The sequence below is a fragment of the Sphingobacterium siyangense genome (genome assembly GCF_007830445.1).
Lineage (GTDB): Bacteria > Bacteroidota > Bacteroidia > Sphingobacteriales > Sphingobacteriaceae > Sphingobacterium > Sphingobacterium siyangense.
On the sequence record NZ_VLKR01000010.1, the window covers coordinates 100,678 to 116,154 of the forward strand.

At 37.9% G+C, this 15,477-nt stretch carries 13 protein-coding genes, 2 tRNA genes and 1 pseudogene; 9 read left to right on the forward strand and 7 right to left on the reverse strand.

All coding sequences use genetic code 11. From position 1 onward, the window contains the following. Positions 1-8: 8 nt before the first annotated feature. The 3 genes from IQ31_RS10880 to rplS all read right to left on the reverse strand — a co-directional run bounded on the left by IQ31_RS10880 (position 9) and on the right by rplS (position 3,473). Positions 9-1,619: a CTP synthase gene (locus IQ31_RS10880; RefSeq protein ID WP_088162903.1), complete on the reverse strand. Its 1,611-nt coding sequence runs from the start codon at positions 1,617-1,619 to the stop codon at positions 9-11. Between the two features lie 123 nt (positions 1,620-1,742). After that, complete coding sequence (locus tag IQ31_RS10885) at positions 1,743-2,828, reverse strand: carbohydrate-binding family 9-like protein (protein ID WP_088162902.1); 1,086 nt, start codon at positions 2,826-2,828, stop codon at positions 1,743-1,745. Between the two features lie 297 nt (positions 2,829-3,125). Further along, positions 3,126-3,473: a 50S ribosomal protein L19 gene (rplS, locus tag IQ31_RS10890; protein ID WP_075994123.1), complete on the reverse strand. Its 348-nt coding sequence runs from the start codon at positions 3,471-3,473 to the stop codon at positions 3,126-3,128. 342 nt (positions 3,474-3,815) lie between these two features. Between rplS and IQ31_RS10895 the strand changes: the two genes are divergently transcribed. After that, positions 3,816-3,889 (forward strand) — tRNA-Pro (locus IQ31_RS10895). A gap of 46 nt (positions 3,890-3,935) precedes the next feature. Here the strand turns inward: IQ31_RS10895 and IQ31_RS10900 are convergent. Then, a complete protein-coding gene (locus IQ31_RS10900) occupies positions 3,936-6,311 on the reverse strand; it encodes an ABC transporter permease (protein ID WP_145327967.1) in 2,376 nt (791 codons plus the stop codon). 435 nt (positions 6,312-6,746) lie between these two features. Between IQ31_RS10900 and IQ31_RS10905 the strand changes: the two genes are divergently transcribed. Beyond that, positions 6,747-6,820 (forward strand) — tRNA-Pro (locus IQ31_RS10905). A 526-nt stretch (positions 6,821-7,346) separates the two neighbouring features. Here the strand turns inward: IQ31_RS10905 and IQ31_RS27875 are convergent. The 3 genes and pseudogenes from IQ31_RS27875 to IQ31_RS27330 form a co-directional block, all read right to left on the reverse strand. Beyond that, positions 7,347-8,336, reverse strand: a pseudogene (locus tag IQ31_RS27875) (recombinase family protein); the annotation flags it as partial. A gap of 303 nt (positions 8,337-8,639) precedes the next feature. After that, a complete protein-coding gene (locus IQ31_RS10915) occupies positions 8,640-10,118 on the reverse strand; it encodes a recombinase family protein (protein WP_145327968.1) in 1,479 nt (492 codons plus the stop codon). Continuing rightward, positions 10,115-10,273, reverse strand: a complete 159-nt coding sequence (locus IQ31_RS27330) for a hypothetical protein (protein WP_158638857.1) — start codon at positions 10,271-10,273, stop codon at positions 10,115-10,117. Before IQ31_RS27330 ends, IQ31_RS10915 begins: the two co-directional genes overlap by 4 nt. A gap of 249 nt (positions 10,274-10,522) precedes the next feature. Between IQ31_RS27330 and IQ31_RS10920 the strand changes: the two genes are divergently transcribed. The 7 genes from IQ31_RS10920 to IQ31_RS10955 all read left to right on the forward strand — a co-directional run bounded on the left by IQ31_RS10920 (position 10,523) and on the right by IQ31_RS10955 (position 15,471). Next, positions 10,523-11,623 (forward strand): hypothetical protein, encoded by a 1,101-nt coding sequence (locus IQ31_RS10920; protein ID WP_145327969.1) that lies wholly within the window; start codon positions 10,523-10,525, stop codon positions 11,621-11,623. 624 nt (positions 11,624-12,247) lie between these two features. Beyond that, positions 12,248-12,634 (forward strand): single-stranded DNA-binding protein, encoded by a 387-nt coding sequence (locus IQ31_RS10930; RefSeq protein WP_145327970.1) that lies wholly within the window; start codon positions 12,248-12,250, stop codon positions 12,632-12,634. Positions 12,635-12,679: 45 nt separating this feature from the next. Beyond that, on the forward strand, positions 12,680-13,753 hold the full coding sequence (locus IQ31_RS10935) for a DUF932 domain-containing protein (RefSeq protein ID WP_145327971.1): 1,074 nt from the start codon (positions 12,680-12,682) through the stop codon (positions 13,751-13,753). A 49-nt stretch (positions 13,754-13,802) separates the two neighbouring features. Next, positions 13,803-14,003 carry a hypothetical protein gene (locus tag IQ31_RS10940; protein WP_145327972.1) on the forward strand — a complete coding sequence of 67 codons (201 nt, stop codon included), beginning with the start codon at positions 13,803-13,805 and terminating at the stop codon, positions 14,001-14,003. Beyond that, complete coding sequence (locus IQ31_RS10945; RefSeq protein WP_145327973.1) at positions 14,000-14,659, forward strand: hypothetical protein; 660 nt, start codon at positions 14,000-14,002, stop codon at positions 14,657-14,659. The genes IQ31_RS10940 and IQ31_RS10945 overlap by 4 nt, the downstream gene beginning before the upstream one ends. Positions 14,660-14,700: 41 nt before the next feature. Further along, positions 14,701-15,234 carry a PRTRC system protein E gene (locus IQ31_RS10950; RefSeq protein ID WP_145327974.1) on the forward strand — a complete coding sequence of 178 codons (534 nt, stop codon included), beginning with the start codon at positions 14,701-14,703 and terminating at the stop codon, positions 15,232-15,234. Positions 15,235-15,252: 18 nt separating this feature from the next. Then, positions 15,253-15,471, forward strand: a complete 219-nt coding sequence (locus tag IQ31_RS10955; RefSeq protein WP_145327975.1) for a PRTRC system protein C — start codon at positions 15,253-15,255, stop codon at positions 15,469-15,471. The last annotated feature ends 6 nt before the right edge of the window (positions 15,472-15,477 follow it).

A 15,477-nucleotide genomic window follows, 5' to 3' on the forward strand; every position in this document is an offset into this window, starting at 1 on the left:
TTCTATTACTACTTTGATTTTTTGTTGGCCAAAGCAGCGGCTACAAAGCTAACAAAAAGTGGGTGAGGATTTGCAACAGTTGACTTTAATTCTGGATGAAATTGTCCGGCAACGAAAAATGGATGGTTTTTCAATTCGACAATTTCAACTAATCCAGTCTCCGGATTGAATCCTGAAGCAATCATTCCAGCTGCTTCATATTGTTTTAAATAGTCATTGTTAAACTCATAACGGTGACGGTGTCTTTCAGAAATTTTTGTTTTACCATAGATGGCAAAGGCCTTAGTTCCTTTTTTAATTTCACAGTCGTAAGCACCTAAACGCATTGTACCGCCCATATTGGTAATATTTTTTTGCTCTTCCATCAAATTGATGACCGGATTGCTGGTGTTGGCATCCATTTCAAAACTGTTGGCATCTTTTAATCCCAATACGTTTCTTCCGAATTCGATAACCGAACATTGCATACCTAAGCAGATACCAAAGAACGGAATATTATTTTCACGAACATACTGAATAGCATTTAGCTTACCATCCAAGCCGCGTTCACCGAAACCCGGAGCAACCAAAACTCCATCCATACCTTTCAGCTTTTCAGCAACATTTTCTTTTGTAACACTTTCAGCAGCAATATAGCTCACTTTTACTTTACATTCGTTTGTTGCGCCCGCATGAATAAATCCTTCGATAATGGACTTGTAAGCATCTGGAAGCTCAACATATTTTCCGACCAAAGCAATATTAACTTCACTTGTCGGGTTTTTGAGCTTACCTAAAAAGTTTTTCCAGTTTTCTAGATCAGGCTCATTTTTGTTGGAAAGTTTTAGTTTTGTTAATGCTGTTTTATCAAGATTCTCCTTCAACATCAATAATGGGACATCATAAATCGTCGACGCATCGATAGATTCTACGACGGCGTTGATGTTGACATTACAGAATTGCGCTAATTTTTTACGGATTTCTTGCGATAATTTATGTTCAGTACGACATACTAGAATATCAGGTTGTACACCATATTCCAATAATGTTTTTACGGAATGCTGGGTAGGTTTTGTTTTAAGCTCACCAGCAGCAGCCAAATAAGGGACTAAAGTCAAATGGATAACCAGCGAATTATTGGCTCCTAATTCCCAACGAAGCTGTCTTACGGCCTCCACAAACGGTAAGGACTCAATATCGCCTACAGTTCCGCCCAATTCAGTGATGATAATGTCATATTTGCCGGACTCACCCAACAGTTGCATTCTGCGTTTTATCTCATCGGTGATATGGGGAATCACTTGAACGGTTTTTCCTAAATATGCACCTTCACGTTCTTGTTGGATAACGTGTTGATAGATGCGGCCTGTCGTGACGTTATTTGCTTGTGAGGTAGGGACATTCAGGAAGCGCTCGTAATGACCTAAGTCAAGGTCTGTTTCAGCGCCATCTTCTGTAACATAACATTCTCCATGTTCATATGGATTTAATGTTCCTGGATCGATGTTAATGTAAGGGTCGAATTTTTGAATGGTAACTTTATAGCCACGCGCTTGGAGAAGTTTAGCAAGGGAGGCAGCAATAATACCTTTCCCCAACGACGAAGTAACGCCGCCCGTAACAAAAATATATTTAGTCATAACAATTAAAGGATTTTCAATTTTATGTGGTCAAAATGACCAATAATAGTTGCTCTATGTACGGGATACAAAGATAGCAATTTTTATTCAAAATCAGAATTGAAGATGGCTCGATTAATTAAATTAAAAATAGATATTACCTTGGCTATCTATTGTTGTCTTTAATGTAGGCTGTGCTTTTGACTTGATTTCAATGCGATAGAAATTATTACTGTTTGAAAATACAATCTCATAATTTTTGTGCTCATTTATAATTTCAGGATATAATTTGCTTAGCTCCTGAATTGACGTTGCATAGCGTTTTTTATCCTTTCTATAGATCTGTTGCAGGTAAAAGATATTCCAGGTAACTTTTTCGAGTGCGAGGAATTGCTCATCGATAGGTTGATGGTCTGTGTCGTTAACAAATTTTATATGTCCCCATCGCTCAGGGTAATGCATATTAACGAGGCCGATTGGAGACCATACCCAGTTCTCTTCAGCGAGCGTCTTACCCGTGTTGTCTTTTCTCTTGCTGTAGGTTGTTTCGGTGTTGTCATAATGCCACTGAACACGTGAGAAGTTTATCTTCCAGGTTTCATTTGCTTTAATCTGATTTCCTTCGCCAAAGTATTTTAGACTTTTTACAGGTATTTTCATTTCCACAGTCCAAAATTCATCCTTGTCTTGAGGATCGTTGATGGACCCAGCATGATAGACTGCACTTTCCATATCTTTTGTGTCCCAATTTAGATTAGCTCTGCCGCCAAAGCGATAAGGTTTAGTCATCAAAAGATCCATTACGGTATTTAATGCGTTTATTTCAATCTCTATATATTCTGGAGATAATAGATTTGGCTTGAGAAAGATCTCAAAATCATTGTCATGATAGATGATTGTATCTTTTTGTCTTAAATATCCTTTGATATGAGGTTCTTGAAGCTTAGCAAAAATGTAAAGATTTTCTTTGTCCCAAAGCATCTTGACTTGTGTCTTAAAAGTAGGGGCAGGTTTATTTGATCCCTCAATATCCTTAAAAGAATCTGTCCATATCGCTTTTGACCAGGAAGCTTCACTGTCCTTTCCGTCAATCGTGATCGCATCTGTTACTGGAAGTACATAATACGTTTGAGGGCGCGACTGTAGCTGAAGAAATTCATTCAGATTTCGTTGTGCAAAAATAAAGGTCGGATAGATGATAAAAGTAAGGATAAAAGCTATAGTTCTCATCAAGATACAGTTTGATTTTTAGCGGTAGCCAAGTTGGGATGAAACAATACCAGTTTGTTTTCCGCTATTGTAATCATCTACGATTCTACCTTTCAGATACGGTGCTAAAAGTAAGTAAAATGTTTTAGCGCGGCAAAAAGAGGGTTGGAATTTTGAAGGACATTATCTAATTGTCCTAAATTTATTACAGAAGGAAGTTGGTTGTGCTGTCTGCGTTTGAGAAGCCAGGGCAATATAGTCAATAAAAAAAGGCTTTGAATATATTCAAAGCCTTTTTTTATGCTGTAATAGTCGTAATTAGATTCTTTTCGATTTAATACGAGCAGCTTTACCAGTAAGGCCGCGTAAATAGAATAATTTCGCGCGACGAACTTTACCGTAGCTGTTTACTTCAATTTTTTCAATGTTTGGTGAGTTTACAGGGAAAATACGTTCAACACCTACACCGTTTGAGATTTTACGAACGGTAAAAGTAGCGTTAGCACCTTCGCTGTTTAATTGAATTACTACACCTTGGTACACCTGTACACGCTCTTTATTTCCTTCGCGAATTTTATAATGAACGCTGACGGTATCTCCAGCTTTGAAAGCGGGAATTTCATTCTTTACTACCGCTTGTTCTTCTACAAATTTTACTAAATCCATGATTTCGAGTAATTATTAACGATTTATATCCTGTAAAAATCGGAATGCAATATTACGACTTATTTTCTGAATATAAAAATACTTTTTTAAAAAACTATTGACTGATATTCAAATCGGATGCAAAGATATGAAAATGAAATGGATAATCTAAAGATATTTTGAATATTCCTTTGTAGGCTATATGGAGAGGGTTTTTAATTACTAAATTCAATAGAATATGTGCTTTGTGTAAAAATATTGTGCAATCAATCAGCTATTTAGTGATTAATTTTCTGCAGGGTGTTGACAAAGTCAAAAAATGATTCGATATTTGTGCCACACAAAACAAAGGTGATACCTTTTCGGGGTGTAGCGTAGCCCGGTATCGCGCCACATTTGGGATGTGGAGGTCGTAGGTTCGAATCCTGCCACCCCGACTTAAAAGCTCTAACGAACGTTAGAGCTTTTTTTGTTTCCTTCCTTTTATTCGTCCCGCAAGCTGTTTACAGGATTAGCTACGGCTGCTCGAATGGCCTGCCAGCTTACCGTAATCAATGCGATACCTATTGTTACCAGTCCTGCGAGCACAAACATCCACCATTGGATTTGGATGCGGTAGGCAAAGTCTTCCAACCATTTGTTCATCACTAGCCAGGCAATCGGCGAGGCAATTATCAAGGCAACTAATACGGGTTTTATAAAATCTCTGGACAATAAAGTAGTAACGCCCGATACCGAAGCGCCCAGCACTTTTCGGATTCCAATCTCTTTGTTTCGTTTGGCGGCCGTAAAAGAGGCTAAACCATATAGGCCCAGGCAAGCGATAAATATAGCTAATCCGGAAAAAAGACTGAGTATACGTTGTTGCCTAAGATCGGTTTTGTATAGCGTGTCGAATTTCTGGTCCAAAAAGCTGTATTCAAAAGGGTATAAAGGAGCTACTTTCCCAAATGCAGTTTTAATAGTTTTTAGCGCTACAGGGAAATCTTTTGTGTTTAAGCGAATGAGGGCTACCCTTAGATCATCAGAAGGGGCAATAACTAATGCATCCATGTTTTCTTTTAGAGATAGGAAGTTAAAATCATCTATTACACCAATGATTTTTCTGGGGGATTGATCGCGGATCGTATTTTTTATCCATTTTCCAATGGCCTGTTCGGGGGTAAATCCGAGCATCGATGTTGCAGTACGGTTAACTAATACAGCGCTAGTGGAGTCGGTGGGGTATTGCGCTGAAAAGTTTCGGCCTGCAATTATTTTGAGGTTTAGCGTGCTTACATAGTCGAAATCGGTGAATTCCGTCCTTGATCTCCACTTCTCCCCATTTTTACTCTCCACTTCAAACGTATGGCTATCGAAGAAGCCTCCTGGTTCACCCGACATAAAGGAGACCGATGCAATATCACTGCTCACAGATAATTCGTTTTTGAATGTACGAAGGTTGTTGTACAGTTCTTCATTGTCTATTGGAATAACCACAGTCTGTTGGTTGTCGTAGCCGAGTCCTAGTTCTTTCACATATTTCATCTGCTTGGAGATAATCAGTGTACCGATGATAAGTAAAATGGATATGCTGAATTGGAACACAACCAGCGTATGTCGGAACAGTGTGCCGCCCTTGCCCAAGCGCAATTTACCTTTTAATGCCTGTATAGGGGAGAAGGTTGAAAGGTATAAGGCAGGGTAACTTCCGGCTAACAGCCCTACTATGACAATAATTGCAATCAAAAAAATATAGATTGGCCATGAATTCCATGGGACCGTTAGGGTGTATCCCAATAGTTGATTATATACAGGCATGAGTAGTTGCAGTAGACATATGGCGAGTATGCAGGATATGGTGGTTAATAAAATGGATTCTCCGATAAACTGCCCCATTAATTGAAGACGTTGTGCTCCAAGTACCTTTCTTAAACCAACTTCTTTTGATCGGTCAACTGCACGTATTGTCGAGAGATTCATGAAATTGATGCAGGCGATAATCAATATAAGGATGGCGATGGAGAGAAAAATGTAAATAACTTTCTTGTCACCATGTTTTGCGCTGTCAAATGCGCTGTGGGATTCAAGATAGACATCTTTTAGCGGTGTAAGGGCAAGATCAAAATGGATACCCATATTGGTAGAAACTGCTTTCATATGCCTATTCATGAAATCGGGAAATTGCTTTTCCAGTTGCCTAACATCTTTATGTTCGTCAAGTAGGATGTAAGTGAATAAATTGTTGTTTTGCCAAGCTTTGAACGGTTCGGTATTGATATAATTGGATAATGGAATGATAAGATCAAATTCCAGATGCGAATTGACCGGAAGATCTTTTGCAATCCCGGTAACGGTTAATTGTTTCGTTTTATCAAGCTGTAGTATTTTACCGATGGGATTCTCATCTCCAAAATATTTTTTCGCAGTTTTTTCCGTTAATACAACACTTGTTGGATTTTTTAAAACAGTCATTGGATTTCCCTTGATGAGCGGAAAACTAAATAGTTCAAAGAAATCGTCATCTGCAATAAAGAGTTTCTTTTCATTGAATGCGATATTGCCAAAAGAGAATAACCCATTGGCAGGCATTACCCGTACAGCTTTTTTGATATCATCCGGATAATCGGTTATTAAGGCGGTGGCATAGGGTGCAGATAAATAAGGAGCGCGGTCTTTGGTGTTGTCAAAGCCACGCATGACCCGATAGATCCGGTCACCTTGGCTGTGAAACTTGTCAAAGCTAAACTGATTGGCGATAAACAGGAATATCATTGCGCAGACGGTGATGCCTATTGTTAAGCCAAGGATATTGATAAAGGAAAAAACCTTGTTCTTAATAAGGTTTCTCCAGGCGATTTGGAAATAGGTCTTTATCATACTTTTTGTTATAAGTGTTCATTCTGAACTTATGGTAATCAATCCCGTTGAAGGATAGGTTGATTTCTATTTTTGAAAAAATGTGCAATGAGTCAATTTCAAAAAAGCGGCCAAAGGGATAAAGTGTTTTTAGTCAATAGATTGTATTCTTTCTTTTTGTGGTTAAAGTGTTTGGATTCGAACACTTCATGTTCATATTCGAACAGGCTACAGTTGAGAGGTCAAAAAGATTATGATTGACAGGTAGGCGTTTTATCGAAGTAACAGCTATTCGAAATAGCATTGGATTTGATGTATAAAGGAGAGCTATGTATCGTCAGGGCAAAGAGTATGTCGCAATGTAACAACTTGTTAGTTTTATTTTATGTTTTTCATTTGCAAATAATTTGTAAGAAGCGTATATTTGTGCCACACAAAACAAAGGTGATACCTTTTCGGGGTGTAGCGTAGCCCGGTATCGCGCCACATTTGGGATGTGGAGGTCGTAGGTTCGAATCCTGCCACCCCGACTTCACGGGACAAAGTAGAAAATTCTACTTTTGTCCCGTTTTTTTTTAGCCGTAACTTTCTGTTAATCAAGTTTATGTGCTCTATAAATTCATTGCGTCTTGTGGTTCGAACTTCGCTTTCACAAAAAACGATATTTTCGGGATAAATTGAACCAAAATCTTTTCTTATATCCCCTAAACATTCATCTCTTATCGCAGAATTGATCTCTGTTATTCTGTCAATAGCCTGTTTTATAAGGTTTTGTACATCATCAACGTCATGGTTAACCCTAGTTAATTGTGCCTCAAGATTGGAAATTTTGTTTGTATACTGCGATTTCATTTCTCTATAATCATCAGCATCAATTTGTCGTGTTGCCAAAAGATCTCTTGAATGGGAAAGACGCTCTTCATAATCCTTAATGTCTACTAAAATTTGCTTTTTCTCAGATTGAACCTCACCAGACTGTTCTAAATAATTTTGAGAAATAATCTCGTTATAATATACTGGGTCTCCAATTTGAGGTATAAAATTCTTCAAATCCTCTAAAATTACATTGTTGACTTTTTCTGCATTTACACGATGTGAGCAGCCTCCTACACAATGATAGTACGCATAGTATTTATTTCTCCCTTTAGATTTACTTCCAGTCAATAATTTTTCACATTCAGGGCATACCAAAAAACCTCTCATAGGAAATTCATCGTGTGTTTTTATCTTCGGCCTATAGTTTCTACTACGTCCATCCAAGATATTTTGTACCTCATAATAAAGCGATTCAGTGATTATCGCTTTATGCTGGCCTGGTACAAACTTGCTCTCTTCGTCTTTAAATTGTGGAACAAATATTTTACCGCAATAAAGAGGATTTCTAATCACTTGCCAAAACGCATTTTTACTGCATGTCAGGCCTTTTACTTTTGCCATTTTCCAGATTTGTTCAGTGTTAAACACCGACTTAGAAATCTCCTGAAATGCCCATTTTAAAATTGAAGCTTCAGGTTCTTTTGGAGAAATGTATTTTTTCCCATTCTCTTCTGTCTTATTTTCATAAGCTACTGGAGCCAGTCCCATATATCGGCCCTCTTTCTTTGCCCTCCTCATGCCATAAAAGACATTCAACGCTCTTCTATCGTTTTCTACCTCTGGCGCAGCAAGGTAGAAAGCCAGCATCATCTTATTTTCCGGTATAGAAAGATCTAATGGCTGTTCAATAGCCTGGGGCTCCACTCCAAGCTTACGTAAGACGTTGATCATTTGATAAGCGTCTCCAGCATTACGACTAAAGCGATCCCACTTAGTAAACAAGATCAAATTGACTGTGTTCTTTTTCTTTTTTAAGCTTTGGATAAGACTTTTCCATTCTGGCCTATTGAATGACTTCGCAGAATGATCTTCGTAAATTACATTTCGGACTGTTATAGACTGATTGTTGCAATATTTACGTAACATCTCTTCCTGATGTCTTTGCGAATATCCTTTATCTGCCTGTTCATCGGTACTTACCCGAATATATAAGTCTGCTATATATCCCATTTTTCAAAAATTATATCTTAAAAATTATCGTTTAATTTGCTCCACTTGCCTTCCTGCGTAACCACTTTGTATAAGCCGAAAGAATATTGTCTTCTTATGGCTTCAGTTGGCTTTATGTGGCACTAAATTTACAGCTTTTTACGGATATAATCACTTACTATTCAGTGTTTTTGGATATTTTGTTATAAAATAATGCAAAAAAAAACACCTAGCTTGTAGGTGTTTAATCTCTTACAATCCTGTCAGAGATTTGCGAATTTTATTACTCGAAAACAGGCTGTTTTTTTGATGGTTAATCAAACATTAAAGACTTATATTATATTGGTAACTTAACTTTAGTAGATCATTTGGCTTTGTCAAAGCAAAACCATTATCCCCAAAGGTTAACTTCTCTGGAAACAGCAAGTTTATTATGGCACGTGAATCTTTGCTATCGGCGTTCGCCAAGACCCTGTCGATGAGTAATAAACTTTTTATGTCTTGCTGCATCAATCCATCCATTTCTGGCACTTTATTACTTAACAACACCAGCTTGTCATTCAGTTGTTCTATAGCCCCCACATATTGGCCTTTAATTTCATGGTAGTCTGATGCCTCTATCTTTTCTGTCGCCAATAAATTCCTAATATGCGACATTCTATTTTCATAGTCCTGCAGTTGAGAAAGAGTCTGCTTTTTTGCGAGCTGTATATCCTTTGTCAATTCAAGATAAGTATCCTCCAATATTTTTCTATAAATTTCAACAGTTTCTTTTTTTGGAACATACCGCTGTAGCTCAGCTTGAAAGAAACCAAATAACTTATCAGTATTGATGCGATAAGAGCACCCTTTAAAACAATGGTAATAGGTATAGTATCTGTTACGCCCTTTAGATTTACTACCCGTTAATAGCCTACCGCATTTAGGGCATATAACAAATCCTCTCAGAGGAAATTCATCACGTGTTTCCATTTTAGTTCGGTACTTTCTTCCACGGCCATCTAAAATATCCTGAACCCTGTAAAACAGATCGTCACTTATAATACCTTCATGCTGTCCTTCTACAAAATAGCTTTCCTCATCTTTAAAGGCAGGAATAAAAATTTTACCACAATAAACCGGGTTTCTAATCACTTGCCAGAATGTATTTTTACAGCATTTAAGACCTTTTTCTTTTGATTTTTTCCAAATCTGCTCCGTATTGTAAACACCTTCTGAAAGTTGCTGAAAAGCCCACTGTAAAATGGATGTGTCCGGTTCTTTAGGTGTGATATATTTATTTCCACCATCATCTATCTTATTTTTATAACCTAGAGGTGCCAGCCCCATATATCTTCCTTCCTTTTTTGCCCTTCTCATTCCGTAGAACACATTCAGTGCCCTACGATCATTTTCTACTTCGGGAGCTGCCAGATAAAAGGCCAACATCATCTTATTTTCAGGAATCGACAGATCTAGCGGTTGCTCGATCGCTTGCGGTTCAACATTTAAATCACGCAACTGATTTATCATCTGGTAGGCATCTCCCGCATTTCTACTAAATCTATCCCATTTTGTAAATAGAATAAGGTCCACACTCTTTCTATGTTTCTTTAGATTTTGAAGTAATTTTTTCCATTCCGGTCTATTAAAAGATTTTGCCGAATGGTCCTCATATATGATATTTCGAACCTCAATAGAATGATTCATACAATATTTTTGCAACATCTCCTCCTGGTTACGTTGCGAGTATCCCTTATCTGCCTGCTCATCCGTACTCACACGCACATACAGATCTGCTATAGCATCTGCTCTCATATTCATTTCTCTAAATATTTATTCACCACTATTCTTGCCAGTCGTTTAAGAAATAGCAAAACCTCATAGCTTTCTTTGTCATTAATGCCTTTTATCTTATCTTTTACCAGTTTTTGAAACTTCTCTGAAACTATTCCAATAGGTTTTGGTTTCTCTTCCATACACATCAATAGTTTGTTTAGAAATCTAAACTATGAAGCTCCCGTATTAATCCTGATGCTAGGGTGTATTTTGTCTTTGAGAGGCACAATTTGGCTATCAAATGGTCTATTTATTACAATCGCATTTTGTTGCTTTCTTACTCCTAAATTATCGTCCAATAGGTATTAATTTATTATTTTTACTTAGGTGAATCACAATAATTACCTTATTGAGTGCCATCGAGAATAAATTAAATTATTAACTAAAATATGGCTAAAAGAAATCCTGAATTAACAGCAAGAAATAGAATTATTAACCAGCTTACCGAAGAAATGAACACTCTTTTGCCGGCAGTACTAAAGAAAACAGGTTTTACCAATGTACATTCTCTGCACGGTAAAATTGGTGGTAAATTTGATGAGTATATTGACATACAAAACGACGTTATAACTTCGTCCGAACATTTTATCAGTTTGTGGTTACAGGGTTATAAACAGACCTTACTAGACCGTCACATCACTGCTGAGGGCGGTTCAATGATTTACGAAACCTACAGTCTATTACAGACACATAAAGTATTCAAAGAATATCTCATGTTGTTCCTACGCCGGACATATCTTAGAAATTATGAAGCTCTTTCAAAGAAAAGGCCCTCGATTGAGGATGCTGAGATCTATATTGGACAGAACAATGCAAATTATGGCATCTTAATTACTCCAAGATTCGTAAATGGATTCTGGGAAAATGATAAAAGTGAAATTCGCCATTTCAAGAAACCATATTGGTCAATTGGACATATTATGGAAACTGGCTTTGTAATCCCTGGGAAAAATGACAAGATTACCTTTAGGGATATTCCGGAGTATCTCAATTTTTTTGTCAATGTAATTGTACGAAATTCTGGTTCTACTTATGAAATGCAACTAGGAGAACTTTACAGAGATTACGTGCTTAATCATGCAAGACCTGAAAACATACCGTTGCTCATTCCTGAGTTTAGATATGAAGGTATAGATGTTGCCCATAAATACAGATTGGACTTTACCATAATTGAACCTAATGACCTGAACAAAATTGGTTTTGAACTTTCTCCATGGTCTACTCACGGGCAGCTAACAGGAACCAAAGGAATGACCCAGAAGGCTATTAACGAAAAAGCTCAGGCTAATTTTGAAAAAGAAATGGCTAAGCACAAAAACTACTTCAAAAAACACGGGATATTTTCTATGATTTATACTGATGAGGATCTCAAAGATATTCCAGCAATTTTCGAGGATATGAAAAAATATCTTGAACCTAAAACGTCAAGCCAACAATTGCAGTTACATATCCTTGATGATTTTTTTACTGTTGATGTTACCAAAAAATGATACAACTACAATAACAGATAAATACACAGCGGGGATTCCCCGCTTTTTTTATGCCTTGAATTTTTGGCTTTTCTTCTTAACTGCTTATTGGTACCGACCAATTTTATAGGTTTTCTCTGACGGACTCTGCTACAACATTCCCTTTCAAGTTTCTATTGCCTTTCAGGCAATAGAACTTAACTGTATTGGTACTGTGATTGGCATCAGTTTTTTACACGCTGTTACCATTTCCTCAATGCCTTTTCCATTGGCTTCCACATTATTTTTTATTCAAGAACCGGTATGCTGGTTTTGTCCCATTTCAAGAGCAAAGGTATGATCGTGTCCTTAACGCAACAGCAAGGTCAAGCCCTCCGGGTTTGCAAAATAATCTCCACCCAGGGGTAGTATTTTTTTGACAAAACCTTGCTGCTGCTAAACACTAACCTTTTATGCTCGTGAAACGAAACAAAGCATACTCCGGCTCTTTAGACGAATAAAAAAAATGTCAGAAATGAAAAAATATAGCATTGGAAATGGAAACAGAGTGAAACGAAAACAGCACCTCCTCTCATTGCCGAATAAATCAAAAAAAATAAAAATCAAATAAGAACAATAATTCAATAACGCAAAAAAGTAGAAATTATGAACATCACAGGAAGACTGACAAGGGATGCGGAAGTACGCACAACGTCACAGGAAAAACAAGTAGTAAACTTTTCAATCGCTACAAATGACAGCTATCGCAACAAGCAGGGAGAACGCATAGAGCAGACAACCTATTTCGACTGCTCATACTGGATAGGCTCAAACGTAGCAAAGATACTCACAAAGGGTACACTGGTGGAGCTCACAGGCAGGGTAAGCGCAAGAGCGTGGACAGGTAATGACGGAGAAGCACACGCAGGACTGAATTTCCATACCTCAAATATCAAACTGCACGGAGGTGGCAAGAGAAGCGAAGAACAAACCCCAAAATCTATAAAAAGCAAGATAGTCGCACAGGAAGCCGAAGACGACCTACCATTTTAACAACGAGTATTCAATCATTTTTTAAACTTTTTAAATATCAAAATCATGGCACATAATCTAAATTTCAACGATAGAACAGGACGTTATTCATTCTTTAGCGTAAAAGAAAAAGCATGGCACGGTTTAGGGCAAATCGTGGAGCAGTACCCAACAAGCGAAGAAGCTATCAAACACGCAGGATTAGATTACGAAGTCGTAAAATCCCCACTGTTTACCAAAGGTTCGGGCATTATCGAAACGGCAAACGGTATTGAAATCGGTAATAGTGAACTGCACGTTCCGAACTATTTCGCCAACATACGCACGGACAATAATGCGGTTATGGGTGTTGTGGGCAAAGATTACCATATTGTACAGAATCGTGATGCATTCAACTTTTTCGATGCTATTGTAGGTGGTGGTGATGGTATCTTGTACGAGACCGCAGGGGCATTGGGACAAGGGGAACGTATATTTATCACCGCTAAACTACCGGATTATATCCGTGTGGGCAATGGTGACGATGTAACGGAAAAGTATATCTTTCTGACAACCTCACACGATGGTAGCGGTAGTATCACAGCCGCTTTTACACCTATCCGTATCGTTTGCCAAAATACCCTTAATGCCTCCCTCCGCAACATGAGCAATGTGGTGCGTATCAAACATACTTCAGGAGCAAAACAAAGGTTGGAAAGCGCTCATAAAGTAATGGGGTTAGCAAATACACTTAGCAATCAGTTAGAGGATATTTTCAATAACTGGGTAAAGGTAAAAGTATCAGACAACGAAGTAAAAAAACTTATTCAGCTTGCTCTTTGCCCTAACAAAGAAACCTTTGACTTGCTTAAAAAAGGTGCAGACGATGAAGTTTCTACTGTTTTCAAAAACACGGTGGAAGATGCTTTTGCCTATGCAATGTTGAGTGACACTCAACAGATGGAGACAACAAAAGGAACTTTGTTTGGCGCATACAATGCCGTAACGGGTTACTATCAGAATGTAAGAAATTATAAGGATGGAGAAGCCAAACTGCAATCTATTGTAATGGGCGGTACTGCACAGTTGAAAACACAAAAAGCATTTGAATTATGTACCTCATTTCAAAAAATTGGTGCAGATGTATTTGAATTGAATTAATAATCATAGGGCAATCGATCCCTAATCGGTTGCCCTAACTTTTCCAACAATGAAAATAACAGACTTAAACGGTTGCCCTATTCAGATTGACAATCTTAACCAAGCAATACAAATCACAAGGCAGTACAAGGAGTACAAACACGTAGATAGTAGTTTTTCTGATTTTGATACAAGACAGAGAGCGTATTGGAAAGATATGTACGAAAAACTTACAGCGGTAAAGGAACAGCAAAAAAAAGAAAAAAGATGAAAAATATTAACATCACACTATACAAGTTCACCGAAATCAAAACAGAAGCACGTCAAAAAGCACTGGAACAATTCAGAGGGATTAATACCGACCATAACTGGTGGGAAAACGAGTATGATTTTTTTGTAGGTATCTGCTCAACAATGGGCATCCGTACAAGCCCGCAGGAGATTTTCTTTAGAGGATTTTATTCACAAGGTGACGGAAGTTGCTTTTCATCACGTATTAATGTGGTTGCCATGCTAAAAGCAGTAGAACGGCAGGAATGGAAAAACCACATACCCAATTTGGAACTGGATTTAATACCATGCGATATTGACCGCCGTGTGCTTGCCCTTATAGAAAATGCAACAATCGAAGTGCCGACCTGTACAAAAACTTCACATAGATATTACTGCATTCAGCTTGATTTAGAGTGGCGTTATTACGGAAATGACAACAGGAATTTTTCACGTATTGATAGCGAACTGCTAAAACTGGAAACATGGGTAATGATTACACTTAAAAAGCTCAACGGGTATCTATACGAAAGCTTACGGGACACATACGAACACCTGACAGGAGATACAGCCGTACAGGAAGCTATTGAAGCCAATGAATACCATTTTACCACAGAGGGTATATATGCTGACTGGATTTTCGATAAGGCTCAATAGTACAACAGAACAATATTAAGAACATTTAAAAAGGAAGACCAATGAACGCCAATTTTTTTAATCAGATAGCACAAATGGATATTACAGGCGATTTACACCTGACCATAGCAAAGGGAGCAGAAAACAGTCTGATTGTTTCCCTAATACTTCAAAATGAAGCGTGTGGAGACAACGCAAAGAACCTGATTCCTCCGCTTAATCTCAGAGGGACAGCAGAGGAACTCGATGAGGGATTTTTTTTAAAGATTACAGAACCTATTCAAGCCGTTTCGGGACTTATGGTGGATATGGAAGCTTTTATGAAGCAAATGGAGGAAGTCAAAAAGCAATCAGCTATGGAAAAGGAAAATGCGGACAGAGAGAAGAAAGAGAAAGAAAGCAAGGATAAAAAATTCCGTGAAGCCATGCAAAAAGCTGATGAATTGGATAAAGAGGGCAAATTCCGTGAAGCATGGATGAAAGTGCCAAACCCTACAGATTTTCCCGAACATTCCGAAACTATCCGAAAACGCAAAACCGAACTTTCAGACAAGTTTTCTACACCGAGCCTTTTTGGCACAGAACAAAGTGTTTAACCACAAAAATCAAGAACGATGTTATTAGCAACTCAATTAGAAAGGATATTTATATTAAATGATAAGGGGCAGGAAATCAAACTTACTGACCCCGAACCAAAATGGAGCGTACAGGCGGTATTGAACTTCTATTCAACAACCTACCCAATATTGACCACCGCAAAAATTTCCGCCCCAGTAATCAGGGACGATATGGTACAGTACCGTTTTGATAGTGTAATGGGAACTAAAGGTTAAACTAAA